This window comes from Streptomyces sp. AM8-1-1 (assembly GCF_032229325.1).
Taxonomy (GTDB): Bacteria; Actinomycetota; Actinomycetes; order Streptomycetales; family Streptomycetaceae; genus Streptomyces; species Streptomyces achmelvichensis.
Genome location: NZ_CP135086.1, coordinates 3,191,709 through 3,208,385, shown reverse-complemented (window position 1 = coordinate 3,208,385; position 16,677 = coordinate 3,191,709). Strand labels below are relative to the sequence as shown.

Here is a 16,677-nt window from a genome sequence, read left to right as displayed (position 1 = left end):
CTGACGGCCCCGGCCGTCTCACCAGTGGATGACGACCTTGTCGCCGATGCGGACCTGCGCGAACAGCGAGGCGATCGCTCCCTTGTCCCGGACGTTGGCGCAGCCGTGGGACGCGCCGTTGTAGCCGCGGGCCGCGAAGTCCGCCGAGTAGTGCACCGCCTGGCCCCCGCTGAAGAACATCGCGTACGGCATCGGCGTGTGGTAGATCGTCGAGACGTGGTCCCTCGACTTGGCGAAGACACCGAAGGTGCCCTCGCGGGTCGGTGTGTACTGGGACCCGAAGCGCACGTCCATCGTGGACCGCACCGTGCCGTCGACCACCCAGGACAGCGTGCGGCTCGTCTTGCTGATGCACATCACGCGGCCGGTCAGACAGCGCGGGTCGAGCTTGGCCGAGGGCTTGTTGACCTTCCGGCCCGCCAACTCGTCGCTCGTCGGCTTCTTCGTCATCCCGAGCATCTTCTGCCAGGTCACGGTGTCCGTGTCACCGGTGACCGGCAGTCCGCGCTTGGTCTGGAAGCCCTTCACCGCATCGGCGGTGACCGAGCCGTACGTGCCGGTCGGGGTGTCGTCGAACCAGCCGATCTGGGCGAGCCTGGCCTGGAGCTCGCGCACCTTGGCGCCCTTGGAGCCGCGGGCCATCAGCACCTCGGCGGGCTCGGCGCTCGCGCTCGGAGAGGCGGGCTTCTGCGTCTGCTTCGGCTTCCCGGACGGCGTGGCCGGTGACGGGCGTGTCGGTGCGGGTGTCGCCTCCGGCGCGGGCGCCGAGCTGCCCGGCTTGCCGTCCGACCCGGGCCGGTCGGGCACGGCGGCCTGGGCGGTGCAGCCGACGGTCACCGCGAGTACGGCGGCCGCGGCGATGGTTCTGCCGATGGTGTTCCGAAGCATGTCGCCCCCCTGTGTCATCTGTGCATGCTGAGATGGATTCCCGCTCTGCTCGGTTGCGCAATCACACGCATCATGGGGAGAAGGCTGTGAGCAAGGTCCCACCGGACGGCTCTCGAACCGTCGCGGACCCGCCGCTACAGTCCGTCGCGAGTACGGTTACCGGCGAGTAGCTCCAGCGGAGGCACAGACATGGCGCGCGAGTCCGAGTCGGGACTGCCCATCGAACCGGTCTACGGACCGGCCGATCTGGAGGGGTTCGACCCGGCCGAGCAGCTGGGGGAGCCCGGGGCGTTCCCCTACACCCGCGGTGTCTATCCCTCGATGTACACCGGACGGCCCTGGACGATGCGTCAGTACGCGGGCTTCGGCACGGCCGTGGAGTCCAACGCCCGCTACCAGCAGCTCATCGCCAACGGCACGACGGGCCTCTCGGTCGCCTTCGACCTGCCCACCCAGATGGGCCACGACTCCGACGCCCCCATCGCGCACGGCGAGGTCGGCAAGGTCGGGGTCGCCATCGACTCGATCGACGACATGAGGGTGCTGCTCGGCGGAATTCCGCTGGACCAGGTCTCCACCTCGATGACCATCAACGCGCCGGCGGCCCTGCTGCTCCTGCTCTACCAGCTCGTCGGCGAGGAGCAGGGCGTCCCGGCCGACCGGCTCACCGGCACGATCCAGAACGACGTGCTCAAGGAGTACATCGCCCGCGGCACCTACATCTTCCCGCCCAAGCCGTCGCTGCGGCTGATCGCCGACATCTTCCGGTACTGCCGGGCCGAGATCCCGAAGTGGAACACCATTTCGATCTCCGGCTACCACATGGCCGAGGCGGGGGCCTCGCCCGCGCAGGAGATCGCATTCACCCTTGCGGACGGTATCGAGTACGTCCGAACGGCCGTAGCCGCCGGCATGGACGTCGACGACTTCGCGCCGCGCCTGTCGTTCTTCTTCGTCGCGCGGACGACGATCCTGGAGGAGGTCGCCAAGTTCCGTGCCGCGCGCCGGATCTGGGCGCGGCTGATGCGCGACGAGTTCGGGGCGAAGAACCCGAAGTCCCTCATGCTGCGCTTCCACACGCAGACCGCGGGGGTGCAGCTGACGGCGCAGCAGCCCGAGGTGAACCTGGTGCGGGTCGCCGTGCAGGGGCTCGCGGCCGTCCTCGGCGGCACCCAGTCGCTGCACACCAACTCCTTCGACGAGGCGATCGCGCTGCCGACGGACAAGTCCGCCCGGCTTGCGCTGCGGACCCAGCAGGTCCTGGCCTATGAGACGGACGTCACCGCCACCGTCGACCCGTTCGCCGGCTCCTACGTCGTGGAGAAGATGACGGACGACGTGGAGGCGGCGGCCCTGGCGCTGATGCAGCGGGTGGAGGACATGGGCGGCGCCGTCGCCGCCATCGAGCGCGGGTTCCAGAAGAACGAGATCGAGCGCAGCGCGTACCGCATCGCCCAGGAGACGGACAGCGGGGAGCGCGTGGTCGTCGGCCTCAACCGGTACACGCTCGACGCGGAGGAGCCGTACGAACCCCTGCGGGTGGATCCGGCGATCGAGGCGCAGCAGGCGGAGCGGCTGGCGAGACTGCGCGCCGAACGCGACCAGCCGGCGGTGGACGCCGCGCTCGCCGCGCTGCGGAAGGCCGCGGAGGGTACGGAGAACGTGCTCTACCCGATGAAGGACGCGCTCAAGGCGCGGGCCACGGTGGGTGAGGTGTGCGACGCGCTGCGCGCGGTCTGGGGCACCTATGTGCCGGCTGACGCCTTCTGATTCCGTGATGCGAAACGCCGAGGCGGAGTGTCGTACCCGTGTGCGAGACTCCGCCTCATGTTGGGTGTCACCGATCTGCCGACCTACCTCGCCGGCCTTGTCCTGATCATTCTGCTGCCGGGACCGAACTCGCTGTACGTGCTCTCCGTCGCCGCGCGCCGTGGTGTGCGGACGGGATACCGTGCCGCCGCCGGTGTGTGGTGCGGCGACACCGTACTGATGGTGCTGTCGGCAGCGGGCGTGGCCTCGCTGCTCCAGGCCAACGCCGTGCTGTTCGGCATCGTGAAGTTCGCCGGCGCCGGCTATCTGACGTGGCTCGCGATCGGAATGCTGCGCGCGGCCTGGTCGATGTGGCGTACGCGCCGTGAGCGGGCGGTGGAGCGCGAGGCGGCTTCCCCGGACGCGGCGGCCGACTCCGAGCGGCCCTTCCGCAGGGCGCTGGTGATCAGCCTGTTCAACCCGAAGGCGATCCTCTTCTTCATCGCCTTCTTCGTCCAGTTCGTCGACCCCGCGTACGCCTACCCCGCGCTGTCCTTCGTGGTCCTCGGCGCGCTCGCGCAGGTGGCGAGCTTCCTCTATCTGACCCTGCTGATCTTCACCGGCACCCATCTCGCGGAGGCCTTCCGCCGCCGCAAGCGGCTCTCCGCGGGAGCCACCTCGGCGGCGGGCGCCCTGTTCCTCGGCTTCGCGGTGAAGCTCTCGCTCAGCAGCAGCTGACAGCGGTACCGGGCGGTCAGTGGTGCCAGGCCTTTCCGTCCACGTTGTGGATCATCCGCTGGAGCACCTTGAGGGTGCGGACGTACTCCTCGTCCGTGATGCCGTCGTGGATCTTCGCCCGTACGCCCTGCTGACGCACGGCCGCCTTGGCCCGCAGCGCCTCGCCCTCGGGGGTGTTGTGCAGCAGCCCGTCCTCGCCGAGGGCGACGAGGCGGCGACTGATCAAGGCCTCGACCTCGTCGTCCATGCGGACGGTCCCCACCGCGAGATAGCCCTGGAGGAACGCGACCAGCTCGGTGCGGTCCCGTCCGGCGGGCGAATCGGCGAGCTGGTTGAGGACCCACCACTGGGGCTGAGTGAGCCCGAGCTCGCCGAGAACGCCGCGGATATGGCCCACCACCGCCTCGTGGGCGGCCCAGCTCCAGTAGCCGATCGGCTGGCGTACAAGTCCGGTGTCATCGTGTGAATAGCGCATACGGCGACCGTAGAAACTCAAGCGTGCTTGAGGTCAAGGCCTCCGTGGGCACCGGCCCGGCGCAGCCATGCGGCCAGTCCCGCCGTGTCCTCGCCGGCCCAGCCGATGTAGCCGTCGGGCCGGACCAGGAAGAGGCCCTTGCCGTACGGCTCGTACGCGTCGATCCGGTGGCAGCGCACCACATCGCCGTCCCCTGACGGGAGTCCGGCGTCCGTGCCGACGGCGAGCAGGGTGAAGTGCGGGCCGCGGAACAGGTCGAAGATCCGGCGGCCGTCCGGCAGCGGGCCGTCCGGCGCCCGGTCGCCCGCCTCCAGCGCGCCCGCGGACCCCGCGGCGAGCGGCCCGCCGCGATAGCCGAGCCCCAGTTGCATGGTGGCCTCACCGCGCCGGGCCTCGCCGCGGTGAATACGCGTCGACAGGCCGAGCATCTGCGCGGCCACGGGCAGTCGCTCCTCCTCGTAGCTGTCGAGCAGCTCCTCGGGTGCGCCGTGGAGCAGTACCTGGCCGAGCTTCCAGCCGAGGTTGTACGCGTCCTGGACGCTGGTGTTGAGGCCCTGCCCGCCGGCCGGTGAGTGCACATGGGCGGCGTCGCCCGCCAGGAAGACCCGCCCTTCGCGGAAGCGCTCCGCCAGGGCGGCGCGCGGCCGGAAGTCCGACGACCAGCGCACGTCGGTGACGTCGTCCGTGGTCAGATGGGTGCGGGCGGCGATCAACTCCCGTACGCCCGCGGGGGAGATGTCGGGCTCCGACTCCGAGAACCGGCCCGTGACCTGGAAGTCATCCGTCCCCGGCAGAGGGCAGACGGCGAGGAACGCGGCCCCGTCGCCCGGGAAGACATGCCAGTTGAGGCGGTCGAGCGCGGGGATGCGGACGTCAGCGACGAGCATCGGGGCGGGGTCGACGCTCTCGCCGGTCATCGGGATGCCGAGGATGCGGCGGACGAGACTGCGGCCCCCGTCGGCGGCGACCGCGTAGTCCGCCCGGACGGTGCCCGTCGTCAGCTCGGCCGTCACGCCGTCCTCGTCCTGGGTGAGGGCGGTGAGGGCTGCGCCGAAGGTGACCGTGCCGCCGAGTTCCGTGAGCCGGCTGTGCAGGATCTGCTGGGTGCGCCACTGGGGGAGCAGCCAGGGTTCGCCGTAGGGCGCGGCCTCCGTGGGCCCCGGACGCTCGAACATGTCGTGCTCGCCGCGCCGTTCACCGTTCTCCCAGAGCATTCCGACCGGCGCCCTGCCGCCCGCGTCGAGGACCGCGTCCACGACCCCGAGGTCGTCGAGGACCTCCAGGGTGCGGGGCTGGAGGCCCTTGCCGCGGGAGCCGGGGAAGAGGGTGTCGGACTGCTCCACGACGAGCGTGCGGACGCCGCGGCGTGCGAGGTCACAGGCGAGGGCGAGCCCGGTGGGGCCGGCGCCGACGACGAGCACCTGGGCGTCCGCGATTCCGCCGTCCTTAACGTTGTTAAGTTCCATGCATGCAGAGTGAACTTAACAGCGTTAAGTTGTCAAGGGGGTGTGGGAGGGTGGGCGCGTGGCTACGGAACGACTCGACCGGATCCGGGTGGCGCGCACCGCTCTGCGCCTGCTCAACGAGGTGGGCCTCGAAGGGCTGACCCTGCGCGGGATCGCCAAGGAGCTCGACGTCAAGGCCCCGGCGCTGTACTGGCACTTCAAGGACAAGCAGGCGCTGCTCGACGAGATGGCCACGGAGATGCTCCGCCGCATGACGGCCGACCTCGCCCAGGCGCCCTCGCCGGCGGACTGGCGCGAGGCGTACGCGGCGGCGATGCGGGGGCTGCGGTCACACCTCCTGCGCTACCGCGACGGCGCGCGCGTCTACAGCGGCACGCACTTCACGGACCTGAGCTACGCGGCTCCGATGGAGGCCCAGCTGCGGACGCTCACCGAGGCGGGATTCACGCCGGGGGCGGCGGCACGGGCGTGGCAGACCGGGTACAGCTACACGATCGGTTACGTGATCGAGGAACAGGCGACGGGGGAGGGGTACGACCTGGGCGCGCGGGAGGAGCGCCTGTCGGAGTACCCGCTGGCAGCGCAGGCGGGTGAGGAACTGTTCGGGTCCCGGGACGAGGGCTTCGAAAGCGGCCTGGCGGCGCTGGTGTCGGGGGTGGGCGCGGTGCTGGGCCCGGGGTGAACGGGCGCGGTCGAGCGGGCGTGGCATCGCGCGATGGTGGTGCCCGCCGGCAGCGGGCGGCCGGGCCGGCGGGTTTCGCCACCCGCGCGAGTCCGCGTGTCGGCGATGCTCACCCGCAGGGCGGCGGGCCGTGGACCCGGCCCGCCGGGTGACCGCGGGCTCCGCCCGCCCCCGTCACCCCAGCGCCAGCTTCTTCAGGCGGCGTGCCTTGCGCGCCACCCTCCGCACCGCCGCGTGCCGCGGCACCGGGATACCTCCCGGCAGGCCCAGCACCGTCAGGCGGCGGCGCTTGAAGTAGCGCCACGTCCGTCCGTTCAGGCTGCCGCCGAGGTACCGCTCCGCCGCCGGGCGCAGGTCGGACCTGATCTGCGGCTGCATCGCGAAACCGACCGCGCTCAGCAGCCCGGTCACCTCCTCATCCGCGGCCTTCGGTGTACCGGCCTCGCCCTCCGCCAGGTCCGGCACCAGCGCGTCGACGACCGTCAGCGGGATCCGGTTGCTGTTCTGGTACGGCGTGAGACGGTCCAGCAGCGGCTCCGTACCGACCCGGGCCACCGGAATGCCGTAGAACGTGCTCGCCGTGAACAGAGCAGTCGAGAAACAGCCCGCCACCAGCGCGGGGCGCAGCTGCCGGTAGAGCACCTCCGCCAGCACCGGCCGGTCCAGCACGGTGAGTTCCGCGTCCAGCGCCACCGCCTCCCGCTCCAGCGTCCGGGTCCAGGACGCCGGTGCCGTGGGGTGCGGTTTGAAGACGATCCGGCGGTGGCCGAGCGCGACCGCCCCCTGCACCATCCGCACGTGCAGGGCCTCTTCCTCCGCCGGTGTGATGATGCCGAGCGCCGCGAGGTACTGGCCGAGCAGCAGCGCCGCGCCCTCGCCGACCGCTGCCTGCGCCGGTGACTCCTCGACGCCGTCGGACAGTTCGGCGATGACCTTGACGAACGCCTCGGTCGCGACGACCAGCGGCTTCACCCCGAACTCCGAGAGCAGCAACGGCTTCAGACCCGGCACCAGGTCCAGGTGGAACAGGGTGCGCACCCGCTCGCCCACCAGCGGGTCGATCTTGCTGCGGGTGGGGCCGTAGCTCATCAGCCCGTCCGCGTAGACGTCCAGCGCCGCGTCGGGGAAGAGCTGGGCGATCGCGAGGGCCGGCGTGACCTGGATCGACTCGACCGCGAGCTCGATCCGGTCGTCGCCGAGGTCCCACAGCATGCGCAGATACCGCTCCCACAGCGGCCCGTCGTCCGGGCGCGGCGACCAGCCGCCGGGGTGGAAGGGCGAGATCGCCTCGTTCCAGGAGATCACCCCGTCGAAGCGCCCGCGCAGCCGCTCGAAGCCCGGCATGGTGTCGAGCGAGGGCGAAGTCTCCGGCGTCGTGGCGTTGTTGGCGACCAGCAGCAGCCGCCGGTCCGCGGCCGGGAAGCAGCCGCTGTCGATCGCCGCGCACAGCGTCGCCGCACCGTACAGCGAGGAGGCGTAGAAGATCTGGGTCGTGGGCATCAGGCCGCGGCCTCCGAGGAGAGGGGGGAGGGACGGCGACGGAGCCTGCGCAGACGCGAGGCGCGTTCGGTGTCCATCGAGTCGAGCGCTTCCTTCAAAATGTCCTGCGGCATCCGTTTCAGTGCGGCCGCGCTCATCGCACGCAATTTCCGTGCCACCGCGGGTTCGAACCTCTCCACCGATCCCAGGTGATGGGAAATGACCGCACAGTATGTCCGCACTGCTTTGGGAAGAAGTCGCGCGGAATCCGGATCCTGCGCCGTTTCTTCGAGTACCTGGTCGAATGCCCGGATGAAATCCAGCTGCCGAATGTCACCGATTTGTGTCAGGGACGATGCGACGCCGCGTCGGTAGAAGATGCCCAGGTGGCTGATCACCGCGAACGTCTCCGCCTCGCGGTGCAGCCGCCAGATCCACGGCCGGTCCTCTGCGGTGCGCAGACCGTGGGTGAAGTGCAGCAGCCCGCGGTCGGCCAGCCGGCGGTGGTACATCCCGGCCCACGCGAAGGGGTAGTCCACGCCGGTCGAGCGGTCGGCGGGCAGGATCGCGTCGCGCGGCCGCAGCATCTCGCCCCGCCGGCCGACGGGGACGCGGTGGACCGTACGGGCCCTGGCCGTGCACTGCACATGGTCGGTGCGCACGAAGTCGCAGCCCAGGTCCTCCATGGCGGTGAGCAGATGCTCGAAGTGGCCCGGGGCGAGCCAGTCGTCGCCGTCCAGGAAGGCCAGATACTCCCCGCGCGCCGCGTCGAGACCGGTGTTGCGGGCGGTGGCGAGACCGCCGTTCTGTTCGTGTCTGATCAGCCGCGCCCCGGGCACCTCCCGCTCCGCGCGCTCGAGGATCTCCGGAGTCCCGTCCTTCGAACAGTCGTCGACGAGGAGGAATTCGAAGTCCTCGCGGGCGTTCGCCTGCAGGCTTCTGAGGGTGTCGGGCGCGTATGTCTGCACGTTGTAGAACGGCACGATGACGGAGAGCTTGACCACCCCCGTGAGGCTAGGGGCGGAAACCGGCATTCGTTCTGTCCCCGGCAAGGATGAAAGGTGAACAGAAGGCGACGGTGCGGTTGATCCGCCTGTTTCCCGGGCGCTTTCGCCAACCGTAGACGCGCTGTTAACCATCTGTTGTGGTCGAGTTGGGCCGTCAAACGGAATGCCTTTCTAACGTCCTCGGCGTGCCATCAAGTACCAGTGAGGCCGTACGGGTCGCCGTACTCGCCGATTCCGACACCCGGTGGAAATGGGGCGCGCTCACCGCGCGCCGTACAACCCCGAACGACACCCCCGACTCCGTCGAGCTGAGCGGCTTTCTGCTGCGCGGCCGGGCCACTCCCACGGCCCGCCAGCTCGCCGAGGTCGGTGTGCAGGTGGACGAGTTGCGCGAGGTCACGGCGAACGAGTTCCTGCACGCCGTCGAGGACGACTCGTACGACGTGATCGTGCTCGCCCTCGTCGGCGGTGCCGTCCAGGCCCTGCTGCACGGGCTGGCCGCGCTGAAGATGCCGCTGCGCCCGGTCGTCGTCACCGGGTACGTGGGCGTCGTCTACGAGAAGCTCGCCGACGGACTGCTGCTGCGGCACGGCGCCGACGTCGTCCTCGCCAACTCCCGTCACGACGTGGACCGTTTCCGCGCGGTGTACGAGGGCGTGGGCGCCGACGCCTCGTCCGTCACCGAGGCCGCGCTGCCCTTCCTCGGCGGGACGCCCTACCGGCCCGAGGCGGGCCGCGACACGGTCGTCTTCGCCGCCCAGCCCTCCGTCCCGGAGTCCCGCGCCCATCGCACCCACCTGCTGCGACGGCTCGTCGAGCACGCCCGTCTCCACCCCGGCCGCGAAGTGCTGCTGAAGCTGCGCTCCCGTCCGGGCGAGCACACGACGCACCTCGAAGAGCTTCCGTACCAGAAGCTCGCCGAGAAGCTGCCCGGCGGTCTCCCGCCCAACTTCCGTCTGGTGTACGGGAACATGGGCGAGGTCCTGGACCGCACCGACCTGCTGGTGACCGTCTCCTCGACGGCCGCGCTGGAGTCGCTGCACCGCGGGATACCGACGGCGATCCTCACCGACCTCGGTGTGCGCGAAGCCCTCGGCAACCACCACTTCCTCGGCTCCGGCCTGCTCACCTCGTGGGACCGCCTCGACGGCGGCCACCGCCCCGTGCCCGATCCGGACTGGCTGTCCCGGCAGGGCGTCGCCGCCGACGGGACGTACGACTCCGCCTTCGACGCGGCCCGTGAACGCGTCGCCCTGCTGCTGGCGAAGCCCGAACTCCCGCCGATCACGCCGTACTACACCCCCGCGACGGCACCCGGATATCTGCCCGGCATCCTCGCCCGCCACCACCTCGGCGCCGACGGCACCCCGCTCCAGGGCGCGGCGAGGACCACCGAGATCAGCGGCGTCCGGCGTGTGGTGCGCGACGCCGTACGGGGGGTGGCGCGCGGCGCGTACCGCCACGGCGTGCAGCGCGTCGCCCCCGTACTCCGCCGGATGGGCCGGCTGTGACCCACGAGAGCAGCGGCGCACACCCGCAACCGACGTACCCGGGAGCCCAGATGACCGTTCTCGCCGTGATCCCCGCCCGAGGCGGCTCGAAGGGCGTACCGGCCAAGAATCTGGCGCCGGTGGGCGGAGTGCCGCTGGTGGCGCGGGCCGTGCGGGAGAGCCTCGCCGCCCGGCTGGTGACCGATGTCGTGGTCTCCACGGACGACCCGGACATCGCGGCGGCGGCCCGGAGCGCGGGCGCCGAGGTGGTGCTGCGGCCGGCCGCGATCGCCGGCGACACCGCCACCAGCGAGGGCGCCGTCCTGCACGCCATGGACGCCTTCGAGGCGATGAACGGTGTCCAGGTCGACGTGGTCCTGCTCGTCCAGTGCACCAGCCCCTTCCTGAGCCGCGAGGACGTCGAGGGCGTGGCCGCCGCGGTCGCCGAGCGCGGCGCGGACAGCGCGGTCACCGTGGCCCCCTTCCACGGCTTCGTCTGGCGCGAGGACGCCGAGGAGCCCGTCGGCACCACGGGTGAACAGGCCGGGAACGCGGGCGAGTACGGGGCCGTGCGCCCCGCCGTCGGCGCACAGCCCACCGGCGCCGCCACCGCACTGCTCGCCGGCACCGCCCCCGGCGGCCGCGGCGTCAACCACGACTCGTCCTTCCGCCCGCGCCGCCAGGACCGGCCTCAGGACTTCCTGGAGACGGGCGCCGCGTACGCCATGGCCGCCCCCGCCTTCCGCGAGGCCGGTCACCGCTTCTTCGGCCGCACCGCCCTCGTCCGCACCGACCCCGCCCGGGTCCTCGAAGTGGACGACCCCCACGATCTCGAGCGGGCCCGTGCGCTCGCCCCGCTCCTCGACACCCCCGCGCTGCCCACGCGCGAGGACGTCGACGCCGTCGTCCTCGACTTCGACGGCACCCAGACCGACGACCGGGTCCACATCGACGCGGAGGGCCGGGAGATCGTCTCGGTGCACCGCGGCGACGGCCTCGGCATCGCGCATCTGCGCAACGCCGGTCTGCCCCTGCTCATCCTGTCCACCGAGCAGAACCCGGTGGTCGCGGCGCGCGCCCGCAAGCTCAGGATCCCCGTCCTGCACGGCGTCGACCGCAAGGATCTCGCCCTCAAGCAGTGGTGCGAGGACCAGGGGATCGCGCCCGAGCGCGTGCTCTACGTCGGCAACGACGTCAACGATCTTCCGTGCTTCGACCTCGCCGGCTGGCCCGTTGCCGTCGCGAGCGCTCACGGATCCGTACGCGCCGCCGCGCGTGCCGTCACTACCACCCGCGGCGGTGAGGGGGCGATCCGTGAGATCGCCGCCTGGCTTCTCGGCCCGACCCTTCTCCACACCCCAGCAGGCAGTCCCCCAGCCCCTGCCACGTCCCACAACACCCCCGAGAGTTAAGGATCTACCCCCCATGAGCACGTCCCGTCTGCGTACCCTCGGCACCAGGACCGCCGGGCCGGGCCACCCCGTCTACGTCACGGGTGAGATCGGCATCAACCACAACGGCGACCTCGACAACGCGTTCGCGCTCATCGACGCCGCGGCAGACGCCGGCTGCGACGCGGTCAAGTTCCAGAAGCGCACGCCGGAGATCTGCACGCCGCGCGACCAGTGGGACATCGAGCGCGACACCCCCTGGGGCCGGATGACGTACATCGACTACCGCCACCGCGTGGAGTTCGGCGAGGACGAGTACCGCCGGATCGACGAGCACTGCAAGAAGCGCGGCATCGACTGGTTCGCCTCCCCGTGGGACACCGAGGCCGTCGCCTTCCTGGAGAAGTTCGACGTCCCGGCGCACAAGGTGGCCTCCGCGTCCCTCACCGACGACGAGCTGCTGCGCGCCCTGCGCGGCACCGGCAAGACGGTCATCCTCTCCACCGGCATGTCGACGCCGCGGCAGATCCGCCACGCGGTGGAGGTGCTCGGCAGCGACAACATCCTGCTCTGCCACGCCACGTCGACGTACCCGGCGAAGGCCGAGGAGCTCAACCTGCGCGTGATCAACACGCTCCAGGCGGAGTACCCGAACGTCCCGATCGGCTACTCCGGCCACGAGACGGGTCTTCAGACCACGCTCGCGGCGGTCGCGCTCGGCGCCGCGTTCGTCGAGCGCCACATCACGCTCGACCGCGCCATGTGGGGCTCCGACCAGGCGGCCTCCGTCGAGCCGGGCGGCCTCCAGCGCCTGGTCCGCGACATCCGCACGATCGAGACCGCGCTGGGCGACGGCGTCAAGAAGGTCTACGACTCCGAGCTCGCCCCGATGAAGAAGCTGCGCCGGGTCGCGGGCGTCGTCGCCGAGGGGGGCGACCGCGAGCCCGCGGCGGTCTGACGCCCGACCGCCGTCGCCCCGGGGGGCGCACGCGCCGCTCCTATCACCCGCACGACGGGGTGACCCGTGGTGCAGCCGACCCCGGGGGGCGCAGGCCCTTCGGCCGTGGGCCGGCGGCCGGGGCGCCCGGTCGCGGGGCCGGGCGCTCCTGGCCGTGACCCGCTGCACGGCCCGCCCGGGCCGCGGCCGTGACCCGCTCGACGGCCACCCCGGACCTGCGGTCGTGGCCGGCGGGCACCGGCCCGCCCGCCCGCCCCGCACTCCGTCCGACCCGCGCCCCCGGGAACTCCCGTCCGCCCCGCACTCCGCCCCCGGAAGCTCCCGCCCCGCACTCCGCCCACCCGGAACTTCCGTCCACCAGGTATCGCCGTCCGCCCGGAACTCCCGACCACCCGGATCACGAGGTGACCCACAGTGAATCTCGCCTTCGTCGAGAGTCCGGTCCAGCTCCTGAACGTCCTGGAGTGGGCCCACGCCCGGCCCGGTGCGCCGCCGGACGTGGTGCCGGAGGCCCTGGGGCGGCGGGGTGACCGCGGGGCCGAGCTGACCGTGGTCGTCCTCTCGCCCACCGATCCCATGTCGCGGGGCCAGCTGCGCCGGATGGCGGAGCTGGCCCGCGACGAGGGATTCACGGTGCGCTGGCAGGAGGCCCGCGGCGGGACCGGTGCGCCGCTGAAGACCGTGCGCCGGCTCGCCCCGATGCTGCACCGCGCGGAACGCATCGTCATAGGCGACCCCTTCTCGCGCTATGTGCAGCTGCTGCTCACCCTGGTCGGGGGCAAGGATCTGACCGTCGTCGACGACGGCACCGCCACGATGGAGTTCGTGGCCCAGCTCGCCAGCGGCGAGAAGCTCGTGCGCTGGCACCGTCGCGGCAGGCGCGGTCCGCGCGAGATGGTCCTCGCGCCCGTGACGTTCCTGGCCCGCCGCCGGCTCACCCCGTCCCGGTCCCGCCGGGTCGAGGTGTTCACCTCGATGCCGGTCGAGCCGCCGCCGGGGATCACCGTCACGCCCAACCTCTTCGGCTGGACCCGCGCCCGATTCGGCCCGCCGAAGATCACCCGCGGCGCCGACCTCGTCGGAACGTCGCTGGTGGAGACGGGGGTGGTCGACCCCGACCAGTACGTGGAGGCCGTCACCGCGCTGGCCCGCACCCACGGCGCCACGCGCTACTTCGCGCACCGGCGGGAGAGCTCCGACAAGCTGCACCGGCTCGCGGTGGAGACCGGCCTGGAGATCGTCCGGCCCGATCTGCCGCTGGAGCTGATCGCCCGCAGGGGCCCGATCGGCGCCACGGTCCTCAGTTTTCCCTCGACCGTGGTGCACACCCTTCCGCTGGCCCTCGCGGGCACCGGCATCCGGGTGGCGGTCTGCGACATCTCCCCGGAATGGCTCAGGGACAGCGCCTCGCCCCGCGCACAGGGATTCCTCGCCGGGGTCACGGGCACCGCACGGGATGTCCAGCGGCTGCCCGCACCGGCCTGACACCATGATCCTCCGCCGGAGGATCGCTTCAGGTCCGGTTGAGGTACGGTCGAAAAGGGTGCGTGAGCTTACCCACACACGTGGGCAACCATGCACCTCGGGGCCACCTTTCCTTCCCCTATCGGGTTGAACTTTTGTTGATCAGTGGTCAGTTGGCCCCCGCCTGGGCATACCCTTCAACAGGTGAACCAACTGATGTCCCGTGAGTCCGAAGCAGACCTGCCCGGGGGAGACGCACTGCCCGGCACGCTGTCCGAAGCGCTGCGTGCCGAGCTGATCGCCTTCCGCCGGGACATGCACATGCACCCGGAGCTCGGCAACCAGGAGTTCCGTACGACCGCCGCCATCAAGGCACGCCTGGAGAAGGCGGGCCTGAAGCCGCGCGTACTGGCCGTCGGCACCGGACTCATCTGTGACATCGGCACCGGGGACGAGACACGGCCGCTGCTGGGCATCCGCGCGGACATCGACGCTCTTCCCATCCCCGACACCAAGATCGGCGTGCCCTACCGCTCCACCGTCCCCGACCGCGCACACGCCTGCGGTCACGATGTGCACACCACCGCCGTTCTCGGCGCCGGCCTGGTGCTGGCCGACCTGGACCGGCAGGGGCTGCTGCCGCAGCCGGTGCGGCTGATCTTCCAGCCCGCCGAGGAAGTGCTGCCGGGCGGTGCGCCGGACGCCATCGAGTCGGGTGTCCTGGACGGCGTCGGGAAGATCATCGGCGTGCACTGCGACCCCAAGGTCGACGCGGGAGTCATCGGGCTGCGGCCCGGACCCATCACCTCCGCCTGCGACCGGCTGGAGGTCACGCTCGACGGCCCCGGCGGCCACACCGCCCGTCCGCATCTGACCACCGATCTCGTCACCGCGGCCGCGAAGGTCGTCACCGAGGTCCCGGCCCTGCTCGCCCGCAGGGTCGACGCGCGCTCCGGCCTCGCGGTCACCTGGGGCCGTATCGAGGCGGGCCACGCCTGCAACGTCATCCCGCAGCACGCCGAACTGTCCGGCACCGTCCGCTGCCTGGACCTGCCGGGCTGGCGCGCGGCCCCCGACCTGGTGCACGCGGCCATCGACGAGATCGCCACGCTCCACCGGGCCAAGTCCGAGATCAACTACATCCGCGGTGTGCCGCCGGTGGTCAACGACCCGGCGGTGACCGAACTGCTGCGGGACGCGCAGACCGCGCGCCGCGGATCGTATGCGATCGAGGACACCGAACAGAGCCTGGGCGGCGAGGACTTCTCCTGGTACCTGGAGCACGTCCCCGGCGCGATGGCCCGGCTCGGCGTGCGGACGCCCGGTGACACCACCCGGCGCGACCTGCACCGCGGTGACTTCGACGCCGACGAGTTGGCGATCGACGTCGGCGTCGAGCTGTTCACGGCGGCGGCTCTGCTCGACGTCGGACGGGAGTAGCGCCCGCCCGACGTCGCCGCCCGGCCGTGTGCGACGGCCGGGCGTACGCTGCACTGGAGTACGTCGCGTGTCGATCAATGCGGCGCGCACCAAGCCGATGGCCGGTTCGCGACGATCCGATAACGACTGATGAACAGGTCTTTAACTGACATCTACGCGCGTTACGATCGCCGCGAAACCAGCGCCGGAAGTGGCGCTTTCGGTCAGGTTTTAAGGAGCCCCCCAGTGCGCCGGATCACCAGGATCGCCACCGTGGGCCTTGCGTCCACGGCTCTCGCACTGTCCGTCACCGCATGTGGCGGCAAATCGTCCTCGGACGCTGCCGAGGACAGCAGCAGCGCCGCCATCGCGTACGACATCGGTGGCCGCGGCGACCAGTCGTTCAACGACGCCGCGTACGCCGGCCTCGCGAAGGCCGAGAAGGACCTCGACATCAAGGGGACCGAGGCCGAGCCGAGCGAGGGAGAGGGCGACCCGGACAAGGTCCAGCGCCTCACCGAGCTGGCCCGCGCCGGCAACAACCCCGTGATCGGTGTCGGCTTCGCGTACGCCCCGGCCATCGCCGAGGTCGCGCCGAAGTTCCCGAAGACCACCTTCGGCCTCATCGACGACACCTCGAAGACCGGCAAGAACATCGCCAACCTGGTCTTCAACGAGGAGCAGGGCTCCTACCTGGCCGGCGTCGCCGCCGCCAAGGTGACGAAGACCAACACCGTCGGCTTCATCGGTGGTGTCGAGACCCCGCTGATCAAGAAGTTCGAGGCGGGCTTCGTCCAGGGCGTCAAGGACACCAACAAGGGCGTCAACGTCAAGGTCCAGTACCTGACCCAGCCGCCGGACTTCGGTGGCTTCTCCAAGCCCGACCTCGGCAAGGCCGCCGCGCAGGGCCAGCTCGACGCGGGCGCCGACGTGATCTACGCCGCCGCCGGTCTCGCCGGCTCGGGCTCGATCGAGGCCACCGCCAAGGCGAAGAAGTGGGCCATCGGCGTCGACTCGGACCAGTACAACCAGAAGGGTCTCGCGCCCTACAAGAACTACATCCTCACCTCGGTGACCAAGGATGTCGCGGGCTCCGTCTACAACCTGATCAAGTCGGTCAAGGACGGCAAGCCGCAGTCCGGTGAGATCCGCTACGGCCTCGACAAGGACGGCGTCGGCCTGGCGAAGTCCAACCCGGCCTACACCAAGCTGACCGACGTGACGGCCGCGGTCGACAAGGCCCGCGCCGACATCATCGCCGGCACGGTCAAGGTCAAGACCGCGCCGTAATCGCCGGTCGGAAACCTTTCCGTCCGCGGGCCCGGAGGGGCGGTGCACACCGCCCCCCGGGCCCCGGGCCGGGTTCCGGCCACGGGTTTTCATCATTCGGCAGCGCTACGCGCGTAGAGCCCTCTCCGGCGCGATAACTTCGCCCCTGCCCCCGAACCCCCCTCCGCCCTGCCTCCCTGCT

14 protein-coding genes are annotated in these 16,677 nt (G+C 71.2%); 9 read left to right on the top strand and 5 right to left on the bottom strand.

Annotated features, from left to right (window positions below; all coding sequences use genetic code 11):
* Window positions 1–18 precede the first annotated feature (18 nt).
* Window positions 19–888, bottom strand: a complete 870-nt coding sequence (locus tag RPQ07_RS14380; protein WP_313944540.1) for a L,D-transpeptidase family protein — start codon at window positions 886–888, stop codon at window positions 19–21.
* A gap of 189 nt (window positions 889–1,077) precedes the next feature.
* On the opposite strand from RPQ07_RS14380, the gene RPQ07_RS14375 reads away from it, so the two are divergent.
* Both RPQ07_RS14375 and leuE read left to right on the top strand, forming a co-directional pair.
* The gene (locus tag RPQ07_RS14375; RefSeq protein ID WP_313944539.1) at window positions 1,078–2,658 is read left to right on the top strand and encodes a methylmalonyl-CoA mutase; all 1,581 of its coding nucleotides are present in this window, start codon (window positions 1,078–1,080) and stop codon (window positions 2,656–2,658) included.
* Window positions 2,659–2,715: 57 nt separating this feature from the next.
* Entirely contained in the window at window positions 2,716–3,375 is a 660-nt protein-coding gene (gene leuE / locus RPQ07_RS14370; protein ID WP_313944538.1) for a leucine efflux protein LeuE, read from the top strand.
* A gap of 16 nt (window positions 3,376–3,391) precedes the next feature.
* Here leuE and RPQ07_RS14365 read toward each other — a convergent pair whose 3' ends face one another.
* Complete coding sequence (locus RPQ07_RS14365) at window positions 3,392–3,850, bottom strand: MarR family winged helix-turn-helix transcriptional regulator (RefSeq protein ID WP_313944537.1); 459 nt, start codon at window positions 3,848–3,850, stop codon at window positions 3,392–3,394.
* A 17-nt stretch (window positions 3,851–3,867) separates the two neighbouring features.
* Window positions 3,868–5,316 carry an FAD-dependent monooxygenase gene (locus tag RPQ07_RS14360; protein WP_313944536.1) on the bottom strand — a complete coding sequence of 483 codons (1,449 nt, stop codon included), beginning with the start codon at window positions 5,314–5,316 and terminating at the stop codon, window positions 3,868–3,870.
* Between the two features lie 58 nt (window positions 5,317–5,374).
* On the opposite strand from RPQ07_RS14360, the gene RPQ07_RS14355 reads away from it, so the two are divergent.
* A complete protein-coding gene (locus RPQ07_RS14355; RefSeq protein WP_313944535.1) occupies window positions 5,375–5,998 on the top strand; it encodes a TetR/AcrR family transcriptional regulator C-terminal domain-containing protein in 624 nt (207 codons plus the stop codon).
* Window positions 5,999–6,172: 174 nt separating this feature from the next.
* Here the strand turns inward: RPQ07_RS14355 and RPQ07_RS14350 are convergent, their stop codons facing one another.
* A complete protein-coding gene (locus RPQ07_RS14350) occupies window positions 6,173–7,498 on the bottom strand; it encodes an alpha-2,8-polysialyltransferase family protein (RefSeq protein WP_313944534.1) in 1,326 nt (441 codons plus the stop codon).
* On the bottom strand, window positions 7,498–8,481 hold the full coding sequence (locus tag RPQ07_RS14345; protein ID WP_313944533.1) for a glycosyltransferase family 2 protein: 984 nt from the start codon (window positions 8,479–8,481) through the stop codon (window positions 7,498–7,500). Before RPQ07_RS14345 ends, RPQ07_RS14350 begins: the two co-directional genes overlap by 1 nt.
* A gap of 188 nt (window positions 8,482–8,669) precedes the next feature.
* Here RPQ07_RS14345 and RPQ07_RS14340 point away from each other — a divergent pair, with 188 nt between their 5' ends.
* The 6 genes from RPQ07_RS14340 to RPQ07_RS14315 all read left to right on the top strand — a co-directional run bounded on the left by RPQ07_RS14340 (window position 8,670) and on the right by RPQ07_RS14315 (window position 16,496).
* Window positions 8,670–9,995 (top strand): DUF6716 putative glycosyltransferase, encoded by a 1,326-nt coding sequence (locus RPQ07_RS14340; protein ID WP_313944532.1) that lies wholly within the window; start codon window positions 8,670–8,672, stop codon window positions 9,993–9,995.
* A gap of 50 nt (window positions 9,996–10,045) precedes the next feature.
* Window positions 10,046–11,386: an acylneuraminate cytidylyltransferase gene (locus RPQ07_RS14335; protein ID WP_313944531.1), complete on the top strand. Its 1,341-nt coding sequence runs from the start codon at window positions 10,046–10,048 to the stop codon at window positions 11,384–11,386.
* Between the two features lie 13 nt (window positions 11,387–11,399).
* Window positions 11,400–12,323 carry an N-acetylneuraminate synthase family protein gene (locus RPQ07_RS14330; protein ID WP_313944530.1) on the top strand — a complete coding sequence of 308 codons (924 nt, stop codon included), beginning with the start codon at window positions 11,400–11,402 and terminating at the stop codon, window positions 12,321–12,323.
* Window positions 12,324–12,737: 414 nt separating this feature from the next.
* On the top strand, window positions 12,738–13,808 hold the full coding sequence (locus tag RPQ07_RS14325; RefSeq protein ID WP_313944529.1) for a hypothetical protein: 1,071 nt from the start codon (window positions 12,738–12,740) through the stop codon (window positions 13,806–13,808).
* A 195-nt stretch (window positions 13,809–14,003) separates the two neighbouring features.
* Complete coding sequence (locus tag RPQ07_RS14320) at window positions 14,004–15,227, top strand: amidohydrolase (RefSeq protein ID WP_313948894.1); 1,224 nt, start codon at window positions 14,004–14,006, stop codon at window positions 15,225–15,227.
* Between the two features lie 225 nt (window positions 15,228–15,452).
* Complete coding sequence (locus RPQ07_RS14315; RefSeq protein ID WP_313944528.1) at window positions 15,453–16,496, top strand: BMP family ABC transporter substrate-binding protein; 1,044 nt, start codon at window positions 15,453–15,455, stop codon at window positions 16,494–16,496.
* Window positions 16,497–16,677 lie beyond the last annotated feature (181 nt).

Coding starts and splice junctions, on each gene's coding strand:
- RPQ07_RS14380 (WP_313944540.1), bottom strand. CDS start 888: ATGCTTCGGAACACCATCGGCAGAACCATCGCCGCGGCCGCCGTACTC.
- RPQ07_RS14375 (WP_313944539.1), top strand. CDS start 1,078: ATGGCGCGCGAGTCCGAGTCGGGACTGCCCATCGAACCGGTCTACGGA.
- leuE (WP_313944538.1), top strand. CDS start 2,716: ATGTTGGGTGTCACCGATCTGCCGACCTACCTCGCCGGCCTTGTCCTG.
- RPQ07_RS14365 (WP_313944537.1), bottom strand. CDS start 3,850: ATGCGCTATTCACACGATGACACCGGACTTGTACGCCAGCCGATCGGC.
- RPQ07_RS14360 (WP_313944536.1), bottom strand. CDS start 5,316: ATGGAACTTAACAACGTTAAGGACGGCGGAATCGCGGACGCCCAGGTG.
- RPQ07_RS14350 (WP_313944534.1), bottom strand. CDS start 7,498: ATGCCCACGACCCAGATCTTCTACGCCTCCTCGCTGTACGGTGCGGCG.
- RPQ07_RS14335 (WP_313944531.1), top strand. CDS start 10,046: ATGACCGTTCTCGCCGTGATCCCCGCCCGAGGCGGCTCGAAGGGCGTA.
- RPQ07_RS14330 (WP_313944530.1), top strand. CDS start 11,400: ATGAGCACGTCCCGTCTGCGTACCCTCGGCACCAGGACCGCCGGGCCG.
- RPQ07_RS14320 (WP_313948894.1), top strand. CDS start 14,004: ATGTCCCGTGAGTCCGAAGCAGACCTGCCCGGGGGAGACGCACTGCCC.